We start from the raw sequence: 24454 nt of genomic DNA on the forward strand, positions 1-24454 counted from the left end.
TAATTAAACCGCTGTTTGTCGAAATACCGCAAAAAAAAAGAAGCCAAAATGAGCTTCTCTTCTTAAACATGGTCAAAAATAGTACCTAACCGAAGAATGAGTGGAGGCCTTGACAGTTTCGTTCATATCAGGAGGCTCACCGCCCGCCCCGCGGAAAGCGAACGCCTGCAACGGAAATCAACAGACAAGTTTAAAAGTGCTGAAAAAAAAGGGACGAAAGCAGATTTGCTTTCGTCCTAAAGATTGGCTCCTTGGATGAAGGGGTTTTCATCTATTATATTATCAGGGATATGTTAAGTAAGAATAAATACCTTGTAAAGGTATTGTAAACTATTCCGTAATTTTCCGTTTGTTAAATTTAACGGTAAAGGTAGTCCCTTCCCCGACTTTGCTGCTGACACTGATTTGTCCTCTATGTGCTTCCACAAGATGCTTAACAATCGCAAGTCCGAGACCAGTTCCGCCGGAATTTCTGCTTCTTGCCTTATCCACTCTGTAGAAACGTTCAAAGATCCTCGGAATTTCATCTTCGCTAATCCCGATTCCTGTATCTGAAATCGTCACAATCGCATGGTCTTTCCCGTTCCTTAACGTTATATGAACAGTCCCGCCTTTAGGAGTATACGTTAATGCGTTGTTTATTAGATTAATAAAAATTTGTTTAATCCTGTACATATCGCCAATTGCCGGTATCACCTGCGCTTCGCTGTCAACGGTTAACGAAACTTCCTTCTCTTCAGCTTTACTGGATAGTATGGCCACTATATCATCAAGAATTTCATGCAGATCACAATCATTAAAGGTTAATTTAAACGCCTGCTGCTCAATTTTGGATAAATCGAGCAAATCCTGAATGAGGGTTTGAAGCCGGTCGCTTTCCTTTAAAATAATGGATAGAAAATACTCGAGGGTCTGCTGATCTGACATGGCCCCGTCCAAAAGCGTTTCAGAAAATCCTTTAATGGATGTAATCGGAGTCTTCAGCTCATGAGATACGTTGGCCACAAAGTCCTTACGCATCTGCTCAAGCTTCTTCAGCTCGGAAATATCATGGAATACGAGAACAATTCCTTTCCATTCATCATTGGTTCCGATAATCGGAGCCCCGTAAATTTCAAAATGGCGCCGGTCAATTCCAATTGAGACTTGCAGCTGTTTTCTCACCCTGACTTCCGTCATAAAAATCTCTTCAATAATATCTACAATTTCTTTATGCTCAAATGCGTCATAGTAAAGGCGGTAAAGAAAATTTTCCCCATCAGCATGAAAGGTTTCTTTATATGCCCGGTTTACCAGGTTAATGTAGCCTCTGCCATCGATTAGTATGAGGCCGCTCCCCATATTTTCAATAAGGGTTTCCAAACGGTCCTTTTGCATCTCCTGCGCTCTGGTCATATCCTGAAGGTTTCTCGCCAGTATGTTGATTGACTGGCTGAGCATGCCGGTTTCGTCCATATGGTCTTCATACGTTCTGGCCTTGTAGTTCCCCTTCGCAAGTTCCATAGCCACTTTGGTAGCACTTTCGATCGGCTTCGTATACTGAGAAGTGATTCTAAATCCAAGCAGCAGAATCACAATGAGGGAGAGACCAAGACTCGTCACAAGAAGACCCCAGATTTGCTGATTCACCTGTTTAAGCGATTCAATTGGAGTGCTGAGAATTAAGCAGGCTGTATTCCCGCTGTTATCTTTTATTTCCATCGCATAATAATACAGGCCTTCAGCCTGCCCGTTTAAGCGTTTGCCATCCTTGCTCTCTTTCAGATCGTTAAAGGCTTTCTTCGCTATTTGCTCATCATTGGGGTGGCGGCTCCCTGCATCATATACGACCCGGCCTTCTTTGTTTATAACGGAAATATGCGCTTGAGCAGCCTTGCTTGCCTGCTGTAAAAGAGAAGCTGTTTTTTCTGATTCCAGCCCCGCTTCAGAAATAAGTAATTCCGTCAGCTTTGCTTCCTTCTCAATCCGTTCTTTAAACGTATCGACATAGTAGCTATTAAAAATTTGTCCAAGAAGCAGTCCCAGCCCTACTAAAACGGCAATGATTAAGGTAATGAGCGCAAATAGCAGGCGGGAGCGGAATTTATTCATCCGACTTTGGCTCCTCAAGCTTGTAGCCAAGTCCGCGAATTGTTTTTATATAAAGAGGCTTCTTCGTATTGCGTTCGATTTTTTCCCTTAAATGACTAATATGTACATCCACAATACGGGTATCTCCTGCAAAATCGTAGTTCCACACAGCGCTGAGGAGCTGATCCCTTGTTAGCACTCTTCCTTTATGGCGCGCAAGGTAGACGAGAAGTTCAAATTCTTTAGGTGTAAGTTCCAAACGCTCCTGGCTGTAGTAGGCTTCATAATGCTCGGGCAGAATCCGCAAATCGCCGATGACGATTTTTTCAGATGTTTCCATTTCTTCCTTCGTATCGGTTTCCGTTAAAAATTGTGTGCGTCTTAAAATGGCTTTAATTCTTGCAACAACTTCCCTTGGACTGAACGGCTTGGTCATGTAATCGTCTGCTCCAAGCTCGAGGCCCAGCACCTTATCGAATTCATCATCCTTTGCCGTCAGCATCAAAATCGGCACCATTACCTTTTGCTGGCGAAGCTGTTTGCACACTTCAATTCCGTCCATCTTTGGAAGCATTAAGTCAAGAACCATTAAATCAGGAGATTCAGTCAGCCCTTTGTGGAGTGCTTCACTGCCATCCATAGCTGTTACTACTTCATATCCTGATTGCTCGAGATTATATTGAAGTAAAGTTAAAATGGAATGTTCATCATCCACTACTAGTATCTTCTTACTCATAAAGGCCTCCAAGTCGTATTTTCCTAAATGGCACTTTGCCATTACTTCTATTATAGTCAAAGAAGCGGCTCCTACAAAAGGGGAAGATGGCAACTTCCAAAGATATTTAGGACAATTTCATTGAAAATAAGATAAAAAAACCTAAAAACGGGCTGATTCAATTGAATCAGCCCGTTCTCATTGGATAAACCTGTTAAAAATTTTCGAATGCCTGTCCATCTTGGGTTTCTGAATAGATAGGGGGAATGACCTCAAGAATTCCGCTCGCTGCTAATTTCTCCGCATCATTAAATGCCTCTACAGAAATTCGGATTCGTCCCTGCTCTGCATCTACGTCTTTCACTTCAAAAAAGAATTGAATCACTTCGTAATGATATACAGGTAAATGAAAATCCAAATGCTGTTTAGTCACATGGCTCCCGGGACCTGGAAGATACTTAGAAATAGCTGAGGTAATAAATCCGGAAAGCATAATTGTTGGAACAACCGGTTTCTTGAATGGGGTCAGGGATGCATAATCATGCTGGATGTAAAGCGGATTGGCATCATTCGTAAGCCCCAGGTACAAAAGCAAATCTTTATCCTCCATTTTTTCGGTCAGGGTCAGCTTCTCCCCTGTATTTATCTCTTCAATCGGCCGCCCGATTTTTCGTTTTTTTCCTAAAACCATCTATATCGCACCCCCAAAAAGTAATCGCTTACATTAAACGGTTAGCCTTGCCCGTTGATATTTCCTTTAATAGATCACCGGAAACAAACCCATATGAAAAGAAATTGGAGTTTCCTCCAATTTCCATGTTGTTCTATTCGTTATTAGCAAGAACCTTCATAACATTTTTTACTGATTCAGCCGATTTGCTGAGTGCCGCTTTTTCATCGTCTGTCAGTTCAAGCTCGATAATCTGCTCTAACCCATTTTTGCCAAGCACTGCCGGAACTCCAAGATAAATCCCATCGTACCCGTATTCTCCTTCAAGATAAGCAATAGCCGGAATAACACGGCGCTGGTCTTTTACAATTGCTTCCGTCATTTCAACCAGGGAAGCAGCCGGAGCATAATAAGCACTGCCGTTTCCTAGAAGGTTCACAATTTCTCCGCCGCCTTTGCGTGTTCTTTCCACTATGGCATCCAAACGTTCTTTAGGAATCAATGTTTCCAATGGAATTCCGCCGGCATAGGAATATCTTACAAGAGGGACCATGTCATCTCCATGGCCGCCAAGAACGAATCCTGTTACATCCTTAACAGAAAGGTTCAGCTCTTGTGCTACGAATGTACGGAACCTTGCTGTATCAAGAACACCGGACTGGCCGATTACGCGGTGCTTAGGAAAACCGGATTCAGTGAAGACAGCGTATGTCATGGCATCGACCGGATTTGTCAAAACGATAATTGTACAGTCCGGAGAGTAGTTTGCAATTTCCTTTGTAACACTTCTCATGATTTTTTCATTGGTTGCCACAAGATCGTCTCTGCTCATTCCAGGTTTTCTGGCAATTCCTGCAGTAATGACAACTACATCGGATCCAGCTGTATCTTCATAGCTCGACGTTCCTGTAATATTTGCATCAAAACCCATAACCGGACCTGCCTCAAGCATATCAAGCGCTTTTCCCTTTGTAGGGTTTTCCATTTGCGGAATATCCACAAGTACGACATCGCCCAATTCTTTTGCTGCAAGAAGGAAAGCAGTAGTTGCTCCTGTAAAGCCGGCCCCGATGACAGAAATTTTTTTGCGTTTGTTCATTTTCTCCATCTCCCATACGATAAAATAATTCGACCGTTAAAAGGTATTGAATGTAAAGCCAGGCAATGCTGGAATCAGCATTGCCTGTAATTTATCAATCTATTAGCCCATGTTTTTAATAAGCTCGTCCCCGAATTGAGAACATTTAACTTCTGTTGCGCCATCCATCAAACGGGCAAAGTCGTAGGTTACAACTTTAGAAGCAATGGTTTTTTCCACAGATTTAATGACTAATTCTGCTGCTTCGTTCCATCCAAGGTGCTCAAGCATAAGTACGCCAGAAAGAAGAACGGATGAAGGGTTTACTTTATCCAGTCCGGCATATTTAGGAGCAGTACCATGTGTAGCTTCGAAAATAGCATGTCCAGTTTCATAGTTAATGTTCGCTCCAGGAGCGATACCGATTCCGCCTACTTGTGCAGCAAGAGCGTCGGAGATATAATCACCATTCAGGTTCATTGTGGCCACAACATCAAACTCGCTTGGACGTGTAAGGATTTGCTGAAGGAAGATGTCGGCAATCGAATCCTTCACAATAATTTTCCCTGCTGCTTCTGCTTCACTTTGTGCATGGTTTGCTGCGTCCTTGCCGTCTTTTTCTACGATTCTGTCATATTCAGCCCATGTGAATACTTTATCGCCGAATTCTTTCTCAGCAAGCTCGTAGCCCCAATTTTTGAACGCGCCTTCTGTGTATTTCATAATGTTTCCTTTGTGTACAAGTGTTACGGATTTGCGTCCCTGATCCAGCGCATATTGAATCGCTGCGCGTACAAGACGGGAAGTTCCTTCCTGAGACACAGGCTTGATTCCAATTCCAGATGTTTCAGGGAAGCGGATTTTGTTTACGCCCATTTCGTTTTGAAGGAAGTCAATCAGCTTTTTCACTTCATCAGAGCCGCTTGCATATTCAATACCGGCATAAATATCCTCTGTATTTTCGCGGAAGATGACCATATCCGTATCTTCAGGTCTTTTAACCGGTGAAGGAACACCAGTGAAATAGCGGACTGGACGAAGGCAAGTGAAAAGGTCCAGCTCCTGGCGAAGTGCTACGTTAAGAGAACGGATTCCTCCTCCGACTGGAGTTGTCAAAGGTCCTTTGATCGCGATCATATACTCGCGGATCGTATCAAGTGTTTCTTCAGGCAGCCAGCTTCCTGTAGCATTGAACGCTTTTTCTCCTGCAAGAACTTCTTTCCAGACGATCTTTTTCTCGCCGCTGTAAGCTTTTTCAACCGCCGCTTCAAGAACGCGGGATGCAGATGCCCAGATATCAGGGCCGATTCCGTCTCCTTCAATGTAAGGGATGATTGGCTGATTCGGAACATTTAATACACCGTTAGATACTGTAATTTTTTCACCGTTTGTCATGTTTCTTACCTCCCGTTTATGTATACTGCCCACATTAAAATGGTAAAAGAGGTTAACTTTTCAGTCAACCTCTAACCGAATAATGCTGCTGAATTCTTTCCGCCTGCTTTCAGACTGAAAATTTAAAGCACCATCCTGCGGTTTTCTTCGTATGAATTAAGAACGCTCTTCAATTGGAATATAGCGCTGTTTGTCCGGACCGATATAATCGGCACGCGGGCGGATCAGGCGGTTGTTTTCATATTGCTCAAGAATATGGGCAAGCCATCCTGAAACACGGCTGACCGCAAAGATCGGTGTGAATAAATCGTGATCGATTCCAAGACTGTGATAGACAGACGCGGAATAAAAATCCACATTCGGCAAAAGCGATTTTTCAGAAGTGACAATCTCTTCCACCTTAAGGGACATTTCATACCATTTGCTTTCACCCGTCAGGTTGGAAAGCTTTTGGGACATTTCTCTTAGATGCTTCGCACGCGGGTCTCCATTTTGATAGACGCGGTGCCCGAAGCCCATGATTTTTTCTTTGCGGGAAAGTTTTTCCTGAATATATGCTTCAGCATTTTCCACATCGCCGATTTCAGTCAGCATCTTCATTACAGCTTCATTGGCTCCGCCGTGAAGAGGCCCCTTCAAAGCTCCGATTGCCGCTGTAACTCCGGAATAAATATCAGATAAAGTTGCGACACATACGCGAGCTGTAAAAGTGGAAGCATTCAATTCATGATCTGCATGCAGAACAAGCGCTTTATTAAAAGCCTCTACAGCAACATGGCTCGGTTCTTCCCCTGTCAGCGTATAAAGGAAGTTCGCAGCAATTCCATAATCAGGCCGCGGCTCAACCGGTGCAAGACCTTTACGGATCCGGCTGAATGCTGTTACAAGAGTTGGAAGCTTAGCCTGGAGACAGATTGCTTTGCGGTAGTTTGCCTCTTTGGACATATCGTCCGCTTCCGGATCAAAAAGACCAAGCATGGATACAGCTGTACGAATAGCTGCCATTGGATGAACTTCAGAAATTGAATACTGTTTGAAATGCTCAATTACCTGGTGCGGAATGCCTGCATTATCTGCAAGCTGTGTTTTAATTTGTGCCAGCTCTTCCTCTGCAGGAAGCTTCCCATGCCATAACAAATAGATTACTTCTTCAAAACTTGCATTATCTGCCAGGTCATCAATGTTATAACCCACATATGTAAGGGTATCATCGATGATGGAGCTTACTGCAGAAGTAGTCGCTACTACCCCTTCAAGACCGCGAGTTGCTGTCATATCCAATCTCTCCTTTGCGCAATTTTCCCTGAATTGTTTAAGATTAAAAGAAAGGATTTCCTTCTCTTATTCTATCAAACATAAAATGAATGAGCGCTTGCTCAGCAAGCTGCCATTATGAAAGCGATTCACAGGAAAAGTAAATGCTTACATTTTCACATAAGCAAATAATCAGAAAAGTCCCAATAAATCATCTCTCTGTTTGGAAAGGCATACAATAAATTTGTTGCCTATTGTCATTATAAACAATAATCTGACATTTGTGAATCGAAAGCACCTAAAAGCACACAAAAAAATTTGCCAAAAAAATTTAATAAAAGGGAAATGCTTGATTTAACGCCATTTCCCCTTGTTCAAATTCATGTAATTGCTATATTAGCCAAAAAGTTTAACGAATTGCATCACAAGATAGGCAATCCCCGCTCCTATTAATGGACCAACCGCAACCCCATTAAAAAGAGCCACGGCCAAAATGGTTCCCAGGACAAGCGCTGCTGTAATATGAGGATCCTGCGCAAGCAGCGTCACGCCATTCTTAGCAATTAGTGCCACGGCAATCCCAGAGCCCAGTGCAATCCATGCATAGTAGGATTTCATCGCATCTCCCATCTGCTTAAACCCGATATCCCCTGTTGCGATTGGCACAAGGACCGCTATGGTAATAACCGTCACTCCCCAATTGATTCCTTTTGACTGCAGAAGCGGAAATAGCTTCGCATCAAGCCCCGTCCATTTGACGGCAAGCAAAAAACCTACAGCGATCATCAGTGACTGATTTTTAGCAAAGACCCCTATTCCGAGAAGAATAAGAAGAAAAAGACTTGCCTGACTCATCGTAGCCCCCCTCATTTTTGACATGTTTCCGTATTTCAGGAGTAAGTATAATAGTACAACCCTTCCTTAAAGAGGAGGATCGCTTATTGAATGCACTTGCAGCCGCTATCATAAGAGGATTGATTTCAGCCGGCGCTTTAGCCGTAATTATTCTCCTGCTTTTTGCCGCCATTCCAATCATGTATCCATTCATCCTGGCCTTTTTTCTAGCATGGTTTATTAAAAAACCTTCCGACCTTCTGCATAGAAAAACTGGATTGCCTGCCGGGGTATCCGCAGGACTCGTCCTGATAAGCCTCATTGTCATCGTAACGGGCTTAACCGCTTTATTGACACTGGAATCCATTGCAGTGATTCAGCATGCTGCTTCATCTCTGCCCGCCTATTTAAATACTATGTCCGGAGCGTTTAACCATATTCTCTCCTATCAGGTTTCCCCCCTCATAGAGAAAATTTCAGAACAATTTTCTGCATTGAGCACAGCACAGCAAACGACTATTATTGCAGAACTGCAGCAGGCAGGAAACGGCTTGATTGGGGAAGCCGGCAGTATATTGAGGGCCTCGCTTAATGCTATCCCTGCGATCATTATGTGGATTCCTAATGCTGCAAGTGTAATAGTCATTATCGTCATCGCCGCCTTTTTCATCTGCAAAGACTGGGATCATGTCATTCTTTTCTTAAATAAGAAGCTCCCTCAGGCAGCCGTTAGCCGAATCTTTCTATTTGGCGCTGAGCTGGGCCATGCACTAACCGGTCTTGTTAAAGCCCAGCTGCTGCTGAACACCATTACACTTGCAATTGTATTTCCCGGCCTTCTTATTCTCGGCGTCTCTCAGGCTTTGACCATCAGCCTCTTTATTGGGATCGTCGATTTTATTCCATACGCAGGAACCGGCACGATTTTTATCCCTTGGGCCCTCTATTTAATGCTTATGGGTCAAACGAAGCTCGCAAGCGGATTGGCAATCCTGCTTATCATCGTCATGATGGCCAGACAGATTCTGGAACCGAGAATTTACTCGCGGTCGATCGGGCTCAATCCGCTGCTCACTCTAATGAGTATTTATGCCGGATACAAATGCTTTGGCCTTCTGGGAATGGCACTTGGGCCCGTCATCCTTGTTATCGTCCAAAGCATGTATAAGCTCCGGCTCTTCCACGACCTTTGGAAGTATATTGTTCAAAAATAGAAGGCAAACAGAAAAAAGGACGGTTGAACTGGAATCCCGTCCTTTTTCTTTATCTGATGATGGTGATTCGATCCCTGTTCATCCGTTTTTGAATCGCTCGGAGTATGAACGGTTTGATTCCTTTTCTTGAAACCGGAAAAAGCAAAAAGAACCCTGCGACATCTGAGATAAATCCAGGAGTCATTAGTAAAACGGCCCCGATGAGAATGCAGATTCCATCAATAAGTGCATTTCCCGGCAACTGTCCTGCATTCATATTTTGCTGGGCCTTTTTCCATGTTTCCAGCCCCTGCTGCCTGGCCAGCCACGCTCCGCCTAATCCTGTGGCAACAATTAACAGAACGGTAGGGATCAGCCCCAATGTCCTTCCAGACCATATAAGCAAACCAATTTCAAGAGCGGGTACAGCTATAAGCAAAAGTACAAGCCATCTCAATTGCCTCGTCTCCCATCCGGCAAAAATGCGCAGGTTTTTGTAAAAAAAGAGAAGGAACAGCGTCCTTCCCTCTCTACTTATTAAATTACGCTCGCATGACCTTTGTAGATCGCACCGCGAGTGCCGTCAACCGTTATTTCCATTCCATCCTCTAAAAGCGATGTAGCATTTTCAATCCCTACGATTACAGGAATTCCAAGGCTAAGCCCTACTACTGCAGCATGGCTCGTTAATCCGCCTTCTTCTGCAATAAGAGCCGAAGCCTTATTCAATGAATCCATCATCTCACGGTCTGTTCCTCTCGTGACAAGGATCGCACCCTCCGTCATTTTGGAAGCTGCTTCTTCCGCATTATTTGCAATAACGACTTTGCCGAATGCAGATTTGCGGCCGATCCCTTGACCTTTAGCAAGGATATCTCCGACAATATAAACCTTCATAAGGTTCGTTGTACCCGCTTCGCCGATTGGCACACCAGCCGTAATAACAATCAGGTCACCATGTTTGACAATACCTGTGTTAATGGATTCCTGAACAGCATTCTCAAGCATTTCATCCGTTGAACCAGCCTTCGTTCCCGTTTTTGAGAAGACTCCCCAAACAAGAGCAAGCTTTCTGGATACAGACTCACAAGAAGTCACAGCTACAATTGGTGCCTGAGGACGGTACTTGGAAATCATTCTTGCTGTATGTCCGCTTTCAGTCGGTGTCACAACGGCACTGACATTCAAGTTCAGTGCTGTATGTGCTACAGATTGGCCGATTGCATCTGTAATCGTCATGCCCGTTTGTTCGCGGCGCTTAGACAGCGTTCCTTTGTAGTCAAGAGCAGTTTCAGCTCTGGAAGCAATGTTGTGCATCGTTTGAACCGCTTCAATTGGATATTGTCCAGCAGCTGTCTCACCGGACAGCATGATTGCATCCGTACCGTCAAAAATCGCATTGGCTACGTCACTTGCTTCTGCACGTGTAGGACGCGGGTTGCGCTGCATGCTGTCAAGCATTTGTGTAGCTGTAATAACAGGCTTTCCAAGTGCGTTGCATTTTTTAATCAGGTCTTTTTGAACAAGAGGAACTTCCTCAGCAGGAATTTCAACGCCCAAATCTCCGCGCGCTACCATCAAGCCATCAGAAACTTCAAGGATTTCGTCGATATTGTCGACTCCCTCCTGGTTTTCAATTTTTGGAATGATTTGAATATCCGTTGCTTTATGCTCTTCAAGAAGCTCGCGGATTTCAAGCACATCAGATGCACGGCGGACGAAAGAAGCCGCAATAAAGTCCACTCCCTGCTCGATTCCAAATACGATATCTTTAGCATCTTTTTCTGTAATTCCAGGAAGGTTTACACTCACACCCGGAACATTGACGCCTTTTTTATTCTTAAGCGTACCGCTGTTAAGGATTTTGGTTCTGATTTCGCCGGCAGCTTTATTTACTTCAAGAACTTCAAGACCGATTAGTCCATCGTCAAGAAGGATGATAGATCCAGCATGAACATCTTCTACAAGTCCTTCATAGGAAATGGAGAATTTATCAGTTGTTCCGGTCACTTCATTCATGGAAACAATGATTTCTTTGTCTCTTTCCAGTTCGATCGCGCCATCCTGCATGGAATGTGTACGAATCTCTGGACCTTTTGTGTCAAGAAGGATCGCAACCGTTTTGCCAGTCAGCTTTGAAGCTTCCCTGATGTTTTTGATGCGGTTGCCGTGCTCTTCGAAATCTCCGTGGGAAAAGTTAAGACGGGATACGTTCATTCCTGCTTCCATTAATGCTGTAAGCTTCTCGACAGATTCACTTGCAGGACCAATAGTACAAACTATTTTTGTTTTACGCATGCAGATAATTCCTCCTAATTCTATTATGGAAACGATACCAAATTGGCTGCGTTAAATGGATAATTCCTGAGACAGCTGATATAGTTTCGGGTCAACCGAATGCTTCGTTTCGAGAATCTCGATGATATCATGGTCGACAAGTTTATTGTTTTGAATTCCTACACATCGTCCGCCTTTTTCTTCAAGCAGAAGCTCAACTGCGTAAGCACCTAAACGGCTGGCAAGCACACGGTCCGCAGCAGTCGGCGATCCTCCGCGCTGAATGTGTCCAAGAACAGAAACCCTGGTTTCGAAACGGGTAGCTTCCTCAATCTTTTTGCCGAACTCCACGCCGCTTCCCACACCCTCTGCAACGATGATAATACTGTGCTTCTTGCCGCGGTCGTGGCCTCTTTTAAGACGGGCAACTACATCGTCCAGGTCATGGTCGGCCTCAGGAATCAAAATGGTTTCCGCTCCTCCGGCAAGACCGGACCACAGCGCGATATCTCCTGCATGGCGTCCCATTACTTCAATGACATATGTGCGTTCGTGGGACGTTGCCGTATCGCGGATTTTATCAATCGCATCGATAACGGTGTTTAAGGCTGTATCAAAACCGATTGTTAAATCCGTTCCCGGTATATCATTGTCAATGGTTCCAGGCACGCCTACACAAGGAAAGCCCATTTCAGTTAGCTTCTTCGCACCCATGTATGAGCCGTCTCCGCCAATGACAACAAGACCTTCTATTCCGTATTTTTTAAGCTGTTCAATCCCTTTTTCCCGTCCTTCAACTGTTCTGAATTCCGGACAGCGGGCTGTATAAAGCTTTGTACCTCCGCGGTGGATAATATCCCCTACAGAGCCAAGTTCTAATTTTTCAATGTTTCCGGCAATCAATCCGGCATATCCATGATAGATGCCAAAAACCTCAACATCATGGTAAATCGCTTTACGGACAACAGCGCGAACGGCTGCATTCATCCCTGGGGAATCTCCTCCGCTTGTCAAAACGCCGATTCTTTTCAACTTCCTCACCCCAATAGGTAATATGTATGTGCTTTAAAGATAACATGAAGGATTTGGCAGTACAAATACAAATCGACTTTTGTCGAAAATTCTTCATGCCTTTCTAACCGTATTCATTATACAACACTTTTTTCTAGAAAGAAAAACTTTGTTGGATATTTTCGAAATCCTAATTTTAACACAAATAGAAACGTGTCCCTTAAGAAAGGGGAGCACGTTTCATTAATGCATGCCAAGCATTTCTTCGGCAAAAGATACCTGGCCAATCGCTTTGTATTTTTGATAGCGGTGTTCAATAAGCTTACTCTTGTCCATTTTCGACAGTATCTCCATGGATTTGCTCAAATGCTGTTCAATTAAAAGAGCCTGCTCCTGTAAATTACGGTGTGCTCCGCCTTTTACCTCGCTGATGATTTCATCAACGACCCCCAGTTCCTTAAGATCGGGTGCAGTAATCTTCATGGATTCAGCTGCCCTTTTTGCCTGGCCTGAATCCTTCCAAAGCAGCGCAGCCGCTCCTTCAGGCGAAATAACAGAATAGGTGGAGTTCTCAAGCATCAGCAAATGATTTCCGACACCGATTCCCAGAGCACCTCCGCTTCCCCCTTCTCCAATCACGATACAAATCACTGGAACGGAAAGTCCGGCCATTTCAAAAAGATTCTTTGCAATGGCTTCGCTCTGGCCCCGCTCCTCTGCAGCTTTTCCGGGATAAGCTCCTTTTGTATCAATAAACGTAATGATGGCACGTCCGAATTTATCCGCTTGTTTCATCAGTCTGAGTGCTTTCCGGTATCCTTCAGGGTGAGGAGAGCCGAAATTGCGGCGGATATTCTCTTTCGTATCCTTTCCGCGCTGATGTCCGATAACCGTTACCGGGGTTCCTTTAAACTTGGCGATTCCGCCGACGATGGCTTCATCATCTCCAAAATAGCGGTCACCATGGCACTCGAAGAAATCGGTAAAAAGAATGTCCATATAATCCATTGTAGTCGGACGCTTCGGATGTCTGGCAATTTGCACTCTGTCCCATGGGCTGATATTTGAGTAAATATCCTTCTCAAGCTTTTCCAGCCTGGATTCAAGCCTCTCAATCTCTGAAGAAAGGTCAACATCTGCTGTAGCCGTAAATTCTTTCAGCTCCGCTATTTTCTTCCTTAGTTCAATTACCGGTTTTTCAAACTCAAGCTCTCCAACCATTAGTGCCTGCCTCCTTGATGAAGATCCAAAATTCTGGCGAGTGTTTCCCTCAGTTCAAGGCGTGAAACGACTGAATCCAGCTGACCGTGCTTTAGCAAAAATTCCGCTGTCTGGAAATCTTCAGGAAGTTCTTCGCGGATCGTCTGCTCAATAATCCTTCTTCCGGCAAATCCGATTAATGCGCCTGGCTCTGCAAGATTATAGTCACCGAGTGATGCAAAGCTGGCAGAAACTCCTCCGGTAGTAGGATGAGTCATAACCGAAATCGTTAAGCCGCCTTCATTGCTGAACAATTTTAATGCAGAGCTTGTTTTCGCCATCTGCATCAGGCTTAACACCCCTTCCTGCATCCTCGCTCCGCCTGAAGCGGTAAAGATGATGAACGGAAGCTTGTTCTTTTTCGCCTGTTCAACCGCTCTCGTTATTTTCTCTCCAACAACTGAACCCATGCTCCCCATACGGAAGCTTGCATCCATCACAGCGATCACTGTACGGATTCCGTCAATCGTTCCCTCTCCGGTAACGACCGCTTCATTTTGCGACGTTTTCTTGCGGTCTTTTTCCAGCTTTTCTTCATAATCCGGAAAGTTCAATGGATTTTCTGAAATCATATCCTTATCGTATTCCTTAAACGAATGCTCGTCGAACAAACTCGTTATTCTCTCTTTTGCATTCATCTGTAAATGATAATCACAGTTCACGCACACCTTCAGGTTTTTATTTAATTCTTTTGTTACCAGGATTTTCTTACAGTTTGGACATTTCGTCATGATGCCTTCAGGAACATCCTGCCTGGCTTGTTCAGAAGGGACGGAAGCGTATTTCTTTTTCTTTGAAAAAAGATCCTTAAGCAATCTGATGTACCCCCTAACGAGTATTTCTCTTAATCTTAATGATAGCAGACAAGTATTTATATGTTACTTTAGCGAAAAAGATGCGCATTTTATGTAAAACGGTGTCATAGAGAGAGATTTTTGTACTTGGAAATCCGTTCGTATACTTGAAGGACAAGATTTCTGTTGTTCAGCACGAGCGCTGACATCAGCTCTTCATAAATTGGAATCGGAGGTTCCTGAAGCTTGCTGCCTGCTTTCAGGTAGTCAGCAAGAACGAGCCACGTTCGAAATAGCAGATGGTTTCCACCCATATGAATCAGTTTGCCCATAAGCTCCTGCGGATTATTAATTCCTTTTCTGAAATCCTGATCGAGCTGGATAAGCTTCTTCTTGTCAAAGGATTGCAAGATTTTCATCAACGCGTCTTTCTCTATCAAAACACTCATCTCAAAAATATCCTCAATAGCCTTTGAGTCTTCCAGTACAAAAAGACCGAGAACGCTGACAAGATGATTTTCGCTGAAGTCCTTTATAAACGTTCCTTCTCCTCTTTTTGTCTCAATGATTCCCAGAAGTTCGAGTGCCCTCAATGCCTCTCTAACAGAAGAGCGGCCGACGTTTAACCGGTCGGCCAGCTCTCGTTCAGATGGAATTTTATCTCCCGGCAATAGTCCGTCCTTCTTTATGATCAATCTGATCTGCTGAAGCGTCTCTTCATAGACTCTCGACTTTGGACCAGGCACGTTATTCACTGGACTCATTCCTTGCCGATAATGGCAAGCTGTCTTGTTTTTTCAGCAACCTCTTCCGGTGAAACCTTGATGCGCGCCACTCCTGTTTCCATTGCGGCTTTTGCTACAGCTGCCGCCACAGCAGGTGCCACTCTCGGATCGAAAGGAGCAGGAATGACATAATCAGGCCGGATTTCAGATTCATCAATCAATCCGGCAATGGCTTCAACAGCTGCCATTTTCATCTGCTCATTGATATGCGTGGCACGGACATCAAGCGCCCCTCTGAATATGCCGGGAAAAGCAAGAACGTTATTCACCTGGTTCGGGAAGTCCGAACGGCCGGTTCCGATGACCATGGCTCCTGCTTCACGGGCATCCTCAGGCATGATTTCCGGAACCGGGTTGGCCATTGCAAAAATGATCGGATTCTCCTTCATACTTTGAACCATTTCTTTTGACAGCGCGCCTTCAACGGATACACCGATAAACACGTCTGCATCGGTCAGAACATCAGCAAGCGATCCTTCTTTTTTTTCACGGTTCGTAAACTTGGCCACCTGATCTTTCACTTCATTCATTCCTGCAGGACGTCCTTCATAAATGGCTCCCTTGGAATCACACATAATAATATCTCTTACACCATAGCGGTACAGCAGTTTAATAATGGCAATTCCGGCAGCTCCTGCACCGTTTGCCACTACTCTGATCGATGACATTTTCTTTCCGGCAAGCTTCAGAGCATTCAAGAGACCGGCAGCTGTTACAATCGCTGTCCCATGCTGATCGTCGTGGAAAATTGGAATGTTTGTTTCTTTCTTCAGCCTCTCCTCAATAACGAAGCAATTAGGTGCTGCAATATCCTCCAAATTCACTCCGCCGAATGTCGGCTCAAGGAGCTTAACCGTTTCAACAATCTGATCAATATCCGTTGTATTCAGGCAAATTGGAAAAGCATCTACACCGGCAAAGCTTTTGAACAGAACCGCTTTCCCTTCCATAACCGGGAGAGCCGCTTCAGGACCAATATTCCCAAGTCCAAGAACCGCAGTTCCATCAGAAACAACAGCCACCATATTCCCCTTCATGGTATAATCGTAAACTTTGCTTTTATCATCATAAATTGCTTTGCATGGTTCTGCCACACCAGGAGAATACGCAAGGCTTAAGTCCTTTGCATTTCTGACCGGTACTTTTGATTTAGACTCCAGTTTCCCCTTGTTCACACGATGCATATGCAGCGCTTCTTCTCGTAAAGACATTCCTCTCACTCCTCATCCATTTCCAATGCAGTGGTCAGACCACCTATGTAATATAAAAACTATAACACATGCAAGTAAGGCAGACAAAAAAAATTTGTCTGCCTTCCTTATTCTTTCAGCACAACATGATCTTCACCGAGGAGAGCTTTCAGCATCCCAATGCATTCTTCCGAGGCGGCAGCCGTTTTATACCCGTTCAGCTGGACGGTTTTTTTATCCTCAGGGTTGAAAAGGTAGACCGGCGTGTTCCCTGTATGCTTTCCGAGTACTTCCCTAAGCATGGCCATTCTCTCTGCACTCCGGTCCCGATTTTCGATTTTAAGGAATAATGTCCCTGCCGATACCGGCTTACTGATGTCCTTTAAAGGCTCCGCTTTTTGCAAAATAAACTGGACGGAATCATCACGCAGCTCTGCTTTTCCTTCCGCGAGCAAAAGTGTTCCCTCTTTGATGATCTCCGAAAGCTTCGCATATTGGCCTGGAAAACAAACGCCTTCCGCATCTCCTGTTTCGTCACTCATCGTAAGGAACGCCATGAGATCCCCTTTTTTTGTACGAATTGTTCGGACTTTTGATAAATAAACACCTGCTCGAATATACGATCCTGCTTTTCTCTCGATCTGATCCAGCTTGACCGTCTTTTGAGCTGCCAGGATTTCCTTAAAGCTGCTGACAGGGTGATCGGAAAAATAAAATCCAAGCGATTCCTTTTCGAACTGAAGCTTTTCGGCAATCGTAAACGGTTCAACCTCAATGTATTTTGGCTTCAATGTAAATTCGTCTTCAAAGCCCAAATCCATTTGGCCGTCTCCTGATTCAGGCCTCATTAATTCGGCATGCTCGAGCGCTACATCCAATGTAGCAAGCAGCGACTCCCTCCCAATATTGAACTCATCAAACGCCCCTGAGAAAACAAGGGCCTCAAGAGTTCTCCGGTTCGCCGTTTTCGCTGAAACTCTCAGACAAAAATCAAAAAGGTCGGCAAAAGCCTTTTGCTGCCTGGCTCTGAAAATATCTTTCACAGCGGCAATTCCAACATTTTTAATAGATGAAAGGCTATACCGGATTGCTCCATTTTCAAGCTTAAAAGGGACTTCACTCTTATTCACTGATGGCGGCAGAATCTTGAGTTCTTTGCCGCGGGCTTCCTTCACATATTGGGCAGTTTTCTCATCGTTCCCAATTGAACTGGTCAGCAGGGCCGTCATAAAAATAGAAGGATAATGGGCTTTTAAATAAGCAAGCTGGAACCCGATCATACTGTATGCAACCGCATGACTCCGGTTAAATCCGTAATCTGCAAAGCGGACGATTAAATCATATACTTCATTCGCAGTTTTTGCTGTGTATCCTTCTTTCGTGCATCCATCTACAAAGTGCTTTCTTTCTTCGTCCAAAACACTTTTCTTCTTTTTTCCGACTGCTCGTCTCAGCAAATCGGCATCCCCTAGTGAAAACCCCGCCATTACTGAAGCGATTTCCATGATTTGCTCCTGATAGACTATGACTCCATAAGTAGGCTCCAATAGCTCTTTCAAATCAGGATGAGGATAGGCAATCGGTGCCTTACCATGCTTTCGTTCTATATAGTTTGGAATATTCTCCATCGGACCCGGCCTGTACAGGGCATTAACGGCAGCAATGTCCTCAAGGCTTTCAGGCTTCAGCCTCCTAAGCACACTGCGCATTCCTTCTGACTCCAGCTGGAAAACTCCTGTTGTATCCCCTTCACTCAGCAGCTGAAAGGTTTTCAGATCATCATAGTCTATTTTTTCAAATGAAGGAGCGGTACCTGTTTGAGCCTTCACCATTTTCACGATTGATTCAATCAGCGACAGGTTTCTGAGACCCAGAAAATCCATCTTAAGCAGGCCGAGTTCTTCCAGATGATCCATTGAGTATTGTGTTAAATACACATCCTGGTGGCCTTCTCTTAGCGGAACGACTGATGTAAGCGGATCTTCACTGAATACAACGCCGGCAGCATGGGTGGATACATGCCGTGGCAATCCCTCAATTTTCGAGGCAATTTCAACGATTTTAGCAGCTGCAGGAGAATTCTGTACTTCCTTCAAAAACGCCGGAGACTCTTTTAACGCTTTCTCAAGTGTCACTCCAGGACCTGAAGGAACTTTTTTCGCAAGCTGATCCGCCTCTTTTGGAGAAATCCCCATAACTCTAGCTGTATCCCTTATAGAGGCACGGGCAGCGAGTGTACCGAATGTAATGATCTGCGCAACATGGTTTGAGCCATACTTTTCAGCCACGTACTCAATGACTTCATCTCTTCTTGTATCCGGAAAATCAATATCGATATCCGGCATGCTGATTCTTCCGGGATTTAGGAACCGTTCGAACAGGAGCCGGTGTTTTATTGGATCAACGTCCGTAATTTTCAGCACGTATGCAACGAGCGACCCCGCTGCAGATCCCCTGCCCGGACCTGTCAGAATCCGGTTTTCATGAGCAAACTTCATAAAATCCCAAACAATTAGAAAATAATCGCTGAAGCCCATGTTTTTAATCACATCAAGTTCATACGTAAGCCGGCGGTAAACATCCTCTGCTGGTTCAGGATAACGTTGTTTCAGCCCTTCCAGGCAAACCCGCTCCAAATATTCATCAGCAGGCTCCCCGCCCGGTGCGGGGAAGGATGGAAGCCTCGCTTTTCCAAGTCCCAGTTCTACATGACAGCGGTCAGCAATCTTGAGCGTGTTCTCCAGCGCTTCTGGCAAATTATTGAAAAGCTCGGCCATCTGCTGTGCAGATTTAAAATACCTCTCTTTAGAATCTTCCGCTGAATCCTCGTTTAGCTTTTCGCCATTTTGAATAGCAATTAAACTTTGATAAGCAAGATAGTCTTCTTTTTCGAGATAATGAACGTCATTCAGAGCAGCCAAACCTGCACCGGATGTGGCGGCGACCTTTAGAATAGATTGATTCAAACTCTCCTCTTGTTCCGTCTGTTCGGTTTTTTGAATACCTAAATAGAAGGAATCTTCACCGAATAACTCCAGATAATGTGCAGCAGCACGTTCTGCCTCCTCAACCTCCCCGTTCTCAAGCAAGGTTTCAATCCATCCTTCTCTGCCTGGTGAAAGGGCAATAAGCCCTTCCCGATAGCTTTTCATCCATCGATCGGGGATTCCATTTGGTGACTTCGTTTGAAGAGCACTGCTGATTTTCAGCAGATTTTGATAGCCTTTGTAGTTTTCTGCAAGGAGAATGAGCGGGTATCCCTGGGGAATGGTATCACCTTGGGGAAGAACTGCGGCGGTCAAGCCGAAAATCGGTTTAATTCCATTTTTTTTGCACTGTTTATAAAAGGCCACTGTACCATACATAACGCCTTGATCAGTTAAAGCGAGCGTATTAAAATGAAGCTCTGCCGCTTTTTGGACAAGCCTGTCCAGGCGCACAGAACTATTCAGCAAACTGTAAGAGCTTTGTAATTGGAGGTGAACAAACGGCATCTTCATCCCATCCTAACGGCATTCATTATTTTTATTATAGAACAAGCGTGCGCTCTTCACAAACTTCATCTCTCTTGAAACCTATGCAAAAGCTCGCTGTGGATTTTTACAGGATATTAAATTGCTCGGGACTCTTTACAGATCCTCTCCCCCCTGCAAACAGCAGGCCAGTTCAGCAGAGCATGATTTAATTTTGCCGGAACATACTTTGAACAGTCTGTCCATATATTGAAGCAAGGGGATGATGAACGTATGGAAAAAGCATTTTTGCCTGCTTTTATTGATAGCTATTTCATTGCTCTAGGGGTTCTCTTAGGAGGAAGCATCATTGGAGGGGTTGGAGCTTACTTATCAGGCGAACCCCCAATGACAACTATTGTTGAATTTGCTAACCGTCTTAAGATTTGGGCTCTTGTCGCTGCAATCGGCGGAACCTTCGATGCCTTTTACAGCTTTGAACGCGGTCTGTTTAACGGAGAGACTAGGGATATTTTAAAACAAGTCATGCTGATTGTTTCCGCTATGGGGGGAGCCCAGACAGGCTGGATTATTATAACCTGGCTTACACAGGAGCACCTTTCATGAGAATTCCGCCTTATCACAGACAGCCTGGATGGCAGCGTTTTTTTGCCGGGATGATGGCTGGAGCGGCAGCTGCATGGTGCGTCTTTCTTTTCACGTATGGCGTTCTTCAGGAAAAGCAGGTGAAAATTATTCAGGAGCAGAAATCAGCAGTACTTGAACTGACCCGCAAAAACAGCATTTATCAGGAGGATTCAAGAGAACTGAATGAAGAAGTCAACAAGAAACTTGTTGTTCAGGAATTAAATGTGAAGCTGACAAATGGGGAAAGATTCAAGCTGAGTCCGTTAACGATCCACAAAATAGAAATTGAGGCAAAGAAAGATCTATCTGATTTGCTTGAGAGGGATTTGGAAAGCATCTTTGAAAGCCGAAAAATTATTAAAAAGGCAATAGAAAATAAAGTATATCGGATTGATGACAAGGACTATCGGCTTTTAGTTAAGGAAATGACTATTTATACAACCCTTTACCTTGAAGTAGAGGTTTCATTCGTTGATTAAGTGTTTTTTTGGATTTTTATTCATTTTTATCGCAAATCCCTTCTTCCTTGGATACAATATATTTACAGCTGCAAATAAAAAAGGAGGGATAAGTATGGAGTTGCTGACACAGAAAATGTTTGTAAACGAAAAGGTGGAACGGATGAAAAAAGGGTATTCTGCTTACGCTGAGTCGCCGGAAATGGCAAGCCTGCTGAAAAAAGAAATCAGCAAGCTTAAACTCAAGGTTTATGAGGATATAACTGAGATGGGATCCTGGTTTATCCCTGAAACCTCAGGAGATCAAGAAATCAAACGGCTGCCAAAGACACCGTTATAGGGTTATTTCTGCTGATAATCCCTGCATATAAGCTCCAGTTCCTCAAAAACCTGTTCCGCTTCTTCCCATTGATGGATGGAGGCGCCGGCAGCCAGCGGGTGCCCGCCTCCCCGGTATCTTTTTGCCAATTCATTAATAACAGGCCCTTTAGAACGGAGACGCACCCGGATTTGATCCTCTTCTTCCACGAAAAAGACCCAAGCCGTCATTCCTTCAATATCACCTAAAATGCTGACAAGCTGTGAAGCTTCTGAAGCGGTCGTCTCGTATTTTCCAAGCAAATCCTGTCTAATGATAACGCTCGCTGCTCCTGATGGGGATACTTCGAAATTTTGAAGAACATATCCGCTCAATTTAGCCACATTTATTTTTGTCTTGTACAAGCTGCTGTATAGCTTATTAATGGAAAAACCGTGGTCAATCAACTCACTCGCATATTTAAAGGTGCGATCGGTTGTACTCGGGAACAAAAATCTTCCGGTATCCCCAACAATTCCTGCATAGATTAGTTCCGCGCCTTTTTGGCTGATTTCAAGTCCGCTTCCTTTACCCTCAAGGAAAAGCTCGTAAATCATTTCACTGACAGAGCTTGCAGACGTATCGACCCATATCAAATCTCCATACTGATCTTCATTTGGATGATGATCGATTTTAATAAGCATCGCTCCTGAGTGATAACGCTGGTCGCTCACACGCTCCTGGTTTGCTGTGTCACACACAATCACAAGCGCCCCATCGTAATCCTGATCTGAAACAGTATCCATTTTGTATAAGAATTCAAGTGAAGGCTCTGTTTCGCCGGTTACAAGAACTCTTTTTTCCGGAAAAGAAGTTTTTAATATTTCAGCAAGTCCGCATTGCGATCCTAGCGCGTCGGGATCGGGGCGCACATGTCTGTGAATTATGATGGTTTCATATTGTTTAATCGTATTCAGTATTTGATCTCTCATCACTTTCTCCTTTAGTCTCTTTATACCATTTATTAAAACACAACCAATAAGGAAACTAAAGAATGCTTTTCTTATTTCAAAACAAAGATGGAAAAAAAGGACGTCCAGAGATAAGATTAGAAGTAACTTACAGTGTTGGGAGCTGAATACATGCCTATACTGGCGTTTTTAATTGTAGCTGCATTTTCCTTCTATTTCTTCTACAAACTAAAGTACTACCGGTCCGGTAAACCAATGGAACGAGGCCTTTATTCCGGCAAATCAAGAATGGCTCTTGGAGTCTTTGTCTTTTTATTCGGAGTCAATCAATTTTTCCTCTATCCATCTGCCGTTTCCATTTCGATCGGCATCATCTTTATAATCCTTGGAGCCGGCAGTTTCTGGGCAGGGCAAAAAATGCGCAGGCACTACCGTCCGCTTGCAGATAAAGAACATCAGAAAATGTCCATATAAAAAGGGTTCGGCCACATCGGCCGGAACCCTTTTTAGCTTCGTTCCATGATTTGAACCATCATCATTGCTTTCCCGACAATAACACCTTCATTGTAAACATCCACATCCATCTTTCCGAATTTTCTTCCTACCTCGAGAATGCGGGGATGAATCTCAATGAGTGTTTCCATTTGAACGGGCTTCATAAAGAAAATCGATAGGTTTTCAACAACCAAATCTCCTTTTTTCTGTGAACGCAAAAGCCTGTTTGCCGCTTCCGTTACGAGCGTCGTAAATACTCCGTACGAGATGGTTCCTAAATGATTTGTCATCTGCGGTGTGACGCTGCACTTATAGACATGTGCATTTTTTGATTCATCCGTATCAACAAATTGATTCGTCACAATATCATCGAGCTTTTCGCCAATCTGCGGCTGCCGCTGGATCACTTGAAGGGCTTTCAATACATCCTGCCTTGAAATCATTCCCTCAAGCTTATTGTGAGCATCGGTGACAGGAAGCACTTCAATGCCTTCCCAAACCATCATTTGTGCAGCAGAGGCTACAGATGTTTTCCCATTTACCGTAATCGGATTTCGGGTCATCACCCGCTCAACCGAGCTCCCTCTGTCGTGGCCCATAATATCCTTAGATGTGACCATCCCCAATACTTTCCGGTTACGGTCTATAACAGGAAACCGTCCATGGCCAGTATCCTGATTGTACTCATACCACATCTCTACTTTATCCGTTCCATGAAGGCAAATTGTCTGATCGGCAGGCGTTAAAATATCCTCCACCAGCACAATTTCCTTCTTTATCAGCTGATCATATATGGCCCGGTTAATCATCGTCGCAACGGTAAAAGTATCATAGCTTGTAGAGATCACCGGTAGCTCCATCTTATCCGCCAGCTTTTTTACATGGTCATCTGTATCAAAGCCCCCGGTCACAAGAACGGCTGCCCCCGCTTCCAAAGCAAGCTGATGAGCATTTGTCCGATTTCCGACAATCAGCAGATTTCCGGCACCGGTATAACGCATCATGGCTTCAAGCTTCATAGCGCCAATAACAAATTTATTAAGTGTTTTATGCAGACCCGAACGGCCCCCTAAAACCTGTCCTTCAACTACATTTACTACTTCAGCAAATGTTAATTTTTCAATGTTCTCTTTTTTCTTCCGCTCAATCCGTATGGTACCGACTCGTTCAATCGTGCTGACAAATCCTTTATTTTCAGCCTCTTTAATTGCACGGTAAGCGGTTCCTTCACTTACATTCATCTCTTTAGCAATTTGCCGGACGGATATTTTTTCACCGACTCCAAGCGAATCAATATATTTTATAATTTGCTCATGCTTTGTCGCCAAGCTTTTCACCCTTTGTCTGCTCATATTTCCAATATTTATTATAAGCCTGGTTACCCCGCACTTTCAACGAAGGTTATCGATTTGTTAGATTTTACAACTATTTATAGGCAAAGCTACCCTGAAAATAACTTCTTGAAAAAGACAACACGAAGCTAAGGGTGCCTAGATTTCGTTTTTTTTTGGTTCCCTGACTTGATTTATTTATGAACTTATTTGGACGTTTGTTAAGCAGATTTGTTGGACGTAAGGGTTACTTCATAACCTAAAGCCTTTAAATG

The 24454-nt window shown here is 44.1% G+C and carries 22 protein-coding genes; 5 read left to right on the forward strand and 17 right to left on the reverse strand.

Annotated features, from left to right (window positions below):
• Positions 1-330: 330 nt before the first annotated feature.
• From pnpS to AS29_RS03565, 7 genes are all read right to left on the reverse strand, one after another.
• A complete protein-coding gene (pnpS, locus tag AS29_RS03535; protein ID WP_035413592.1) occupies positions 331-2091 on the reverse strand; it encodes a two-component system histidine kinase PnpS in 1761 nt (586 codons plus the stop codon).
• Positions 2084-2806 carry a response regulator transcription factor gene (locus AS29_RS03540; protein ID WP_035413594.1) on the reverse strand — a complete coding sequence of 241 codons (723 nt, stop codon included), beginning with the start codon at positions 2804-2806 and terminating at the stop codon, positions 2084-2086. The genes pnpS and AS29_RS03540 overlap by 8 nt, the downstream gene beginning before the upstream one ends.
• 193 nt (positions 2807-2999) lie before the next feature.
• Positions 3000-3476, reverse strand: a complete 477-nt coding sequence (locus tag AS29_RS03545) for a MaoC/PaaZ C-terminal domain-containing protein (RefSeq protein WP_035413596.1) — start codon at positions 3474-3476, stop codon at positions 3000-3002.
• Positions 3477-3609: 133 nt separating this feature from the next.
• A complete protein-coding gene (gene mdh / locus AS29_RS03550; protein WP_035413597.1) occupies positions 3610-4554 on the reverse strand; it encodes a malate dehydrogenase in 945 nt (314 codons plus the stop codon).
• Positions 4555-4656: 102 nt separating this feature from the next.
• Entirely contained in the window at positions 4657-5952 is a 1296-nt protein-coding gene (gene icd, locus AS29_RS03555; RefSeq protein ID WP_269449385.1) for an NADP-dependent isocitrate dehydrogenase, read from the reverse strand.
• 132 nt (positions 5953-6084) lie between these two features.
• The gene (citZ, locus tag AS29_RS03560; RefSeq protein ID WP_035413602.1) at positions 6085-7203 is read right to left on the reverse strand and encodes a citrate synthase; all 1119 of its coding nucleotides are present in this window, start codon (positions 7201-7203) and stop codon (positions 6085-6087) included.
• Between the two features lie 375 nt (positions 7204-7578).
• Positions 7579-8037, reverse strand: a complete 459-nt coding sequence (locus tag AS29_RS03565; RefSeq protein WP_035413604.1) for a DUF441 domain-containing protein — start codon at positions 8035-8037, stop codon at positions 7579-7581.
• An 86-nt stretch (positions 8038-8123) separates the two neighbouring features.
• Here AS29_RS03565 and ytvI point away from each other — a divergent pair, with 86 nt between their 5' ends.
• Positions 8124-9230 (forward strand): sporulation integral membrane protein YtvI, encoded by a 1107-nt coding sequence (gene ytvI, locus AS29_RS03570; RefSeq protein WP_035413606.1) that lies wholly within the window; start codon positions 8124-8126, stop codon positions 9228-9230.
• Positions 9231-9279: 49 nt separating this feature from the next.
• Here ytvI and AS29_RS03575 read toward each other — a convergent pair whose 3' ends face one another.
• The 8 genes from AS29_RS03575 to dnaE all read right to left on the reverse strand — a co-directional run bounded on the left by AS29_RS03575 (position 9280) and on the right by dnaE (position 20020).
• A complete protein-coding gene (locus tag AS29_RS03575) occupies positions 9280-9666 on the reverse strand; it encodes an FxsA family protein (RefSeq protein ID WP_035413607.1) in 387 nt (128 codons plus the stop codon).
• A gap of 80 nt (positions 9667-9746) precedes the next feature.
• On the reverse strand, positions 9747-11507 hold the full coding sequence (gene pyk, locus AS29_RS03580; protein ID WP_035413609.1) for a pyruvate kinase: 1761 nt from the start codon (positions 11505-11507) through the stop codon (positions 9747-9749).
• 51 nt (positions 11508-11558) lie between these two features.
• A complete protein-coding gene (pfkA, locus tag AS29_RS03585) occupies positions 11559-12518 on the reverse strand; it encodes a 6-phosphofructokinase (protein WP_035413611.1) in 960 nt (319 codons plus the stop codon).
• 222 nt (positions 12519-12740) lie between these two features.
• Entirely contained in the window at positions 12741-13718 is a 978-nt protein-coding gene (gene accA, locus AS29_RS03590; protein WP_035413613.1) for an acetyl-CoA carboxylase carboxyl transferase subunit alpha, read from the reverse strand.
• A complete protein-coding gene (gene accD / locus AS29_RS03595; protein ID WP_035413614.1) occupies positions 13718-14572 on the reverse strand; it encodes an acetyl-CoA carboxylase, carboxyltransferase subunit beta in 855 nt (284 codons plus the stop codon). The genes accA and accD overlap by 1 nt, the downstream gene beginning before the upstream one ends.
• A 104-nt stretch (positions 14573-14676) precedes the next feature.
• Positions 14677-15306, reverse strand: coding sequence for a FadR/GntR family transcriptional regulator (locus AS29_RS03600; protein ID WP_231889900.1), 630 nt, complete (start codon positions 15304-15306; stop codon positions 14677-14679).
• Between the two features lie 5 nt (positions 15307-15311).
• Positions 15312-16547: an NAD(P)-dependent malic enzyme gene (locus AS29_RS03605; RefSeq protein ID WP_035413617.1), complete on the reverse strand. Its 1236-nt coding sequence runs from the start codon at positions 16545-16547 to the stop codon at positions 15312-15314.
• A 107-nt stretch (positions 16548-16654) separates the two neighbouring features.
• Positions 16655-20020, reverse strand: a complete 3366-nt coding sequence (dnaE, locus tag AS29_RS03610) for a DNA polymerase III subunit alpha (protein ID WP_035413618.1) — start codon at positions 20018-20020, stop codon at positions 16655-16657.
• Positions 20021-20272: 252 nt separating this feature from the next.
• Here dnaE and AS29_RS03615 point away from each other — a divergent pair, with 252 nt between their 5' ends.
• The 3 genes from AS29_RS03615 to AS29_RS03625 all read left to right on the forward strand — a co-directional run bounded on the left by AS29_RS03615 (position 20273) and on the right by AS29_RS03625 (position 21424).
• Positions 20273-20605, forward strand: a complete 333-nt coding sequence (locus AS29_RS03615) for a YtrH family sporulation protein (RefSeq protein ID WP_035413620.1) — start codon at positions 20273-20275, stop codon at positions 20603-20605.
• Positions 20602-21105, forward strand: coding sequence for a sporulation membrane protein YtrI (ytrI, locus tag AS29_RS03620; RefSeq protein ID WP_035413622.1), 504 nt, complete (start codon positions 20602-20604; stop codon positions 21103-21105). The genes AS29_RS03615 and ytrI overlap by 4 nt, the downstream gene beginning before the upstream one ends.
• A gap of 94 nt (positions 21106-21199) precedes the next feature.
• The gene (locus AS29_RS03625) at positions 21200-21424 is read left to right on the forward strand and encodes a hypothetical protein (RefSeq protein WP_035413630.1); all 225 of its coding nucleotides are present in this window, start codon (positions 21200-21202) and stop codon (positions 21422-21424) included.
• Positions 21425-21426: 2 nt separating this feature from the next.
• Here the strand turns inward: AS29_RS03625 and AS29_RS03630 are convergent, their stop codons facing one another.
• Positions 21427-22374 carry a DHH family phosphoesterase gene (locus tag AS29_RS03630; RefSeq protein WP_035413623.1) on the reverse strand — a complete coding sequence of 316 codons (948 nt, stop codon included), beginning with the start codon at positions 22372-22374 and terminating at the stop codon, positions 21427-21429.
• A 150-nt stretch (positions 22375-22524) separates the two neighbouring features.
• Here AS29_RS03630 and AS29_RS03635 point away from each other — a divergent pair, with 150 nt between their 5' ends.
• Positions 22525-22827, forward strand: a complete 303-nt coding sequence (locus AS29_RS03635) for a YtpI family protein (protein ID WP_035413625.1) — start codon at positions 22525-22527, stop codon at positions 22825-22827.
• A gap of 32 nt (positions 22828-22859) precedes the next feature.
• Here AS29_RS03635 and AS29_RS03640 read toward each other — a convergent pair whose 3' ends face one another.
• Positions 22860-24176, reverse strand: coding sequence for a CBS domain-containing protein (locus tag AS29_RS03640; RefSeq protein WP_035413626.1), 1317 nt, complete (start codon positions 24174-24176; stop codon positions 22860-22862).
• Between the last annotated feature and the right edge of the window lie 278 nt (positions 24177-24454).

This window comes from Bacillus sp. SJS (genome assembly GCF_000732485.2).
Lineage (GTDB): Bacteria > Bacillota > Bacilli > Bacillales > Bacillaceae > Metabacillus_B > Metabacillus_B sediminis.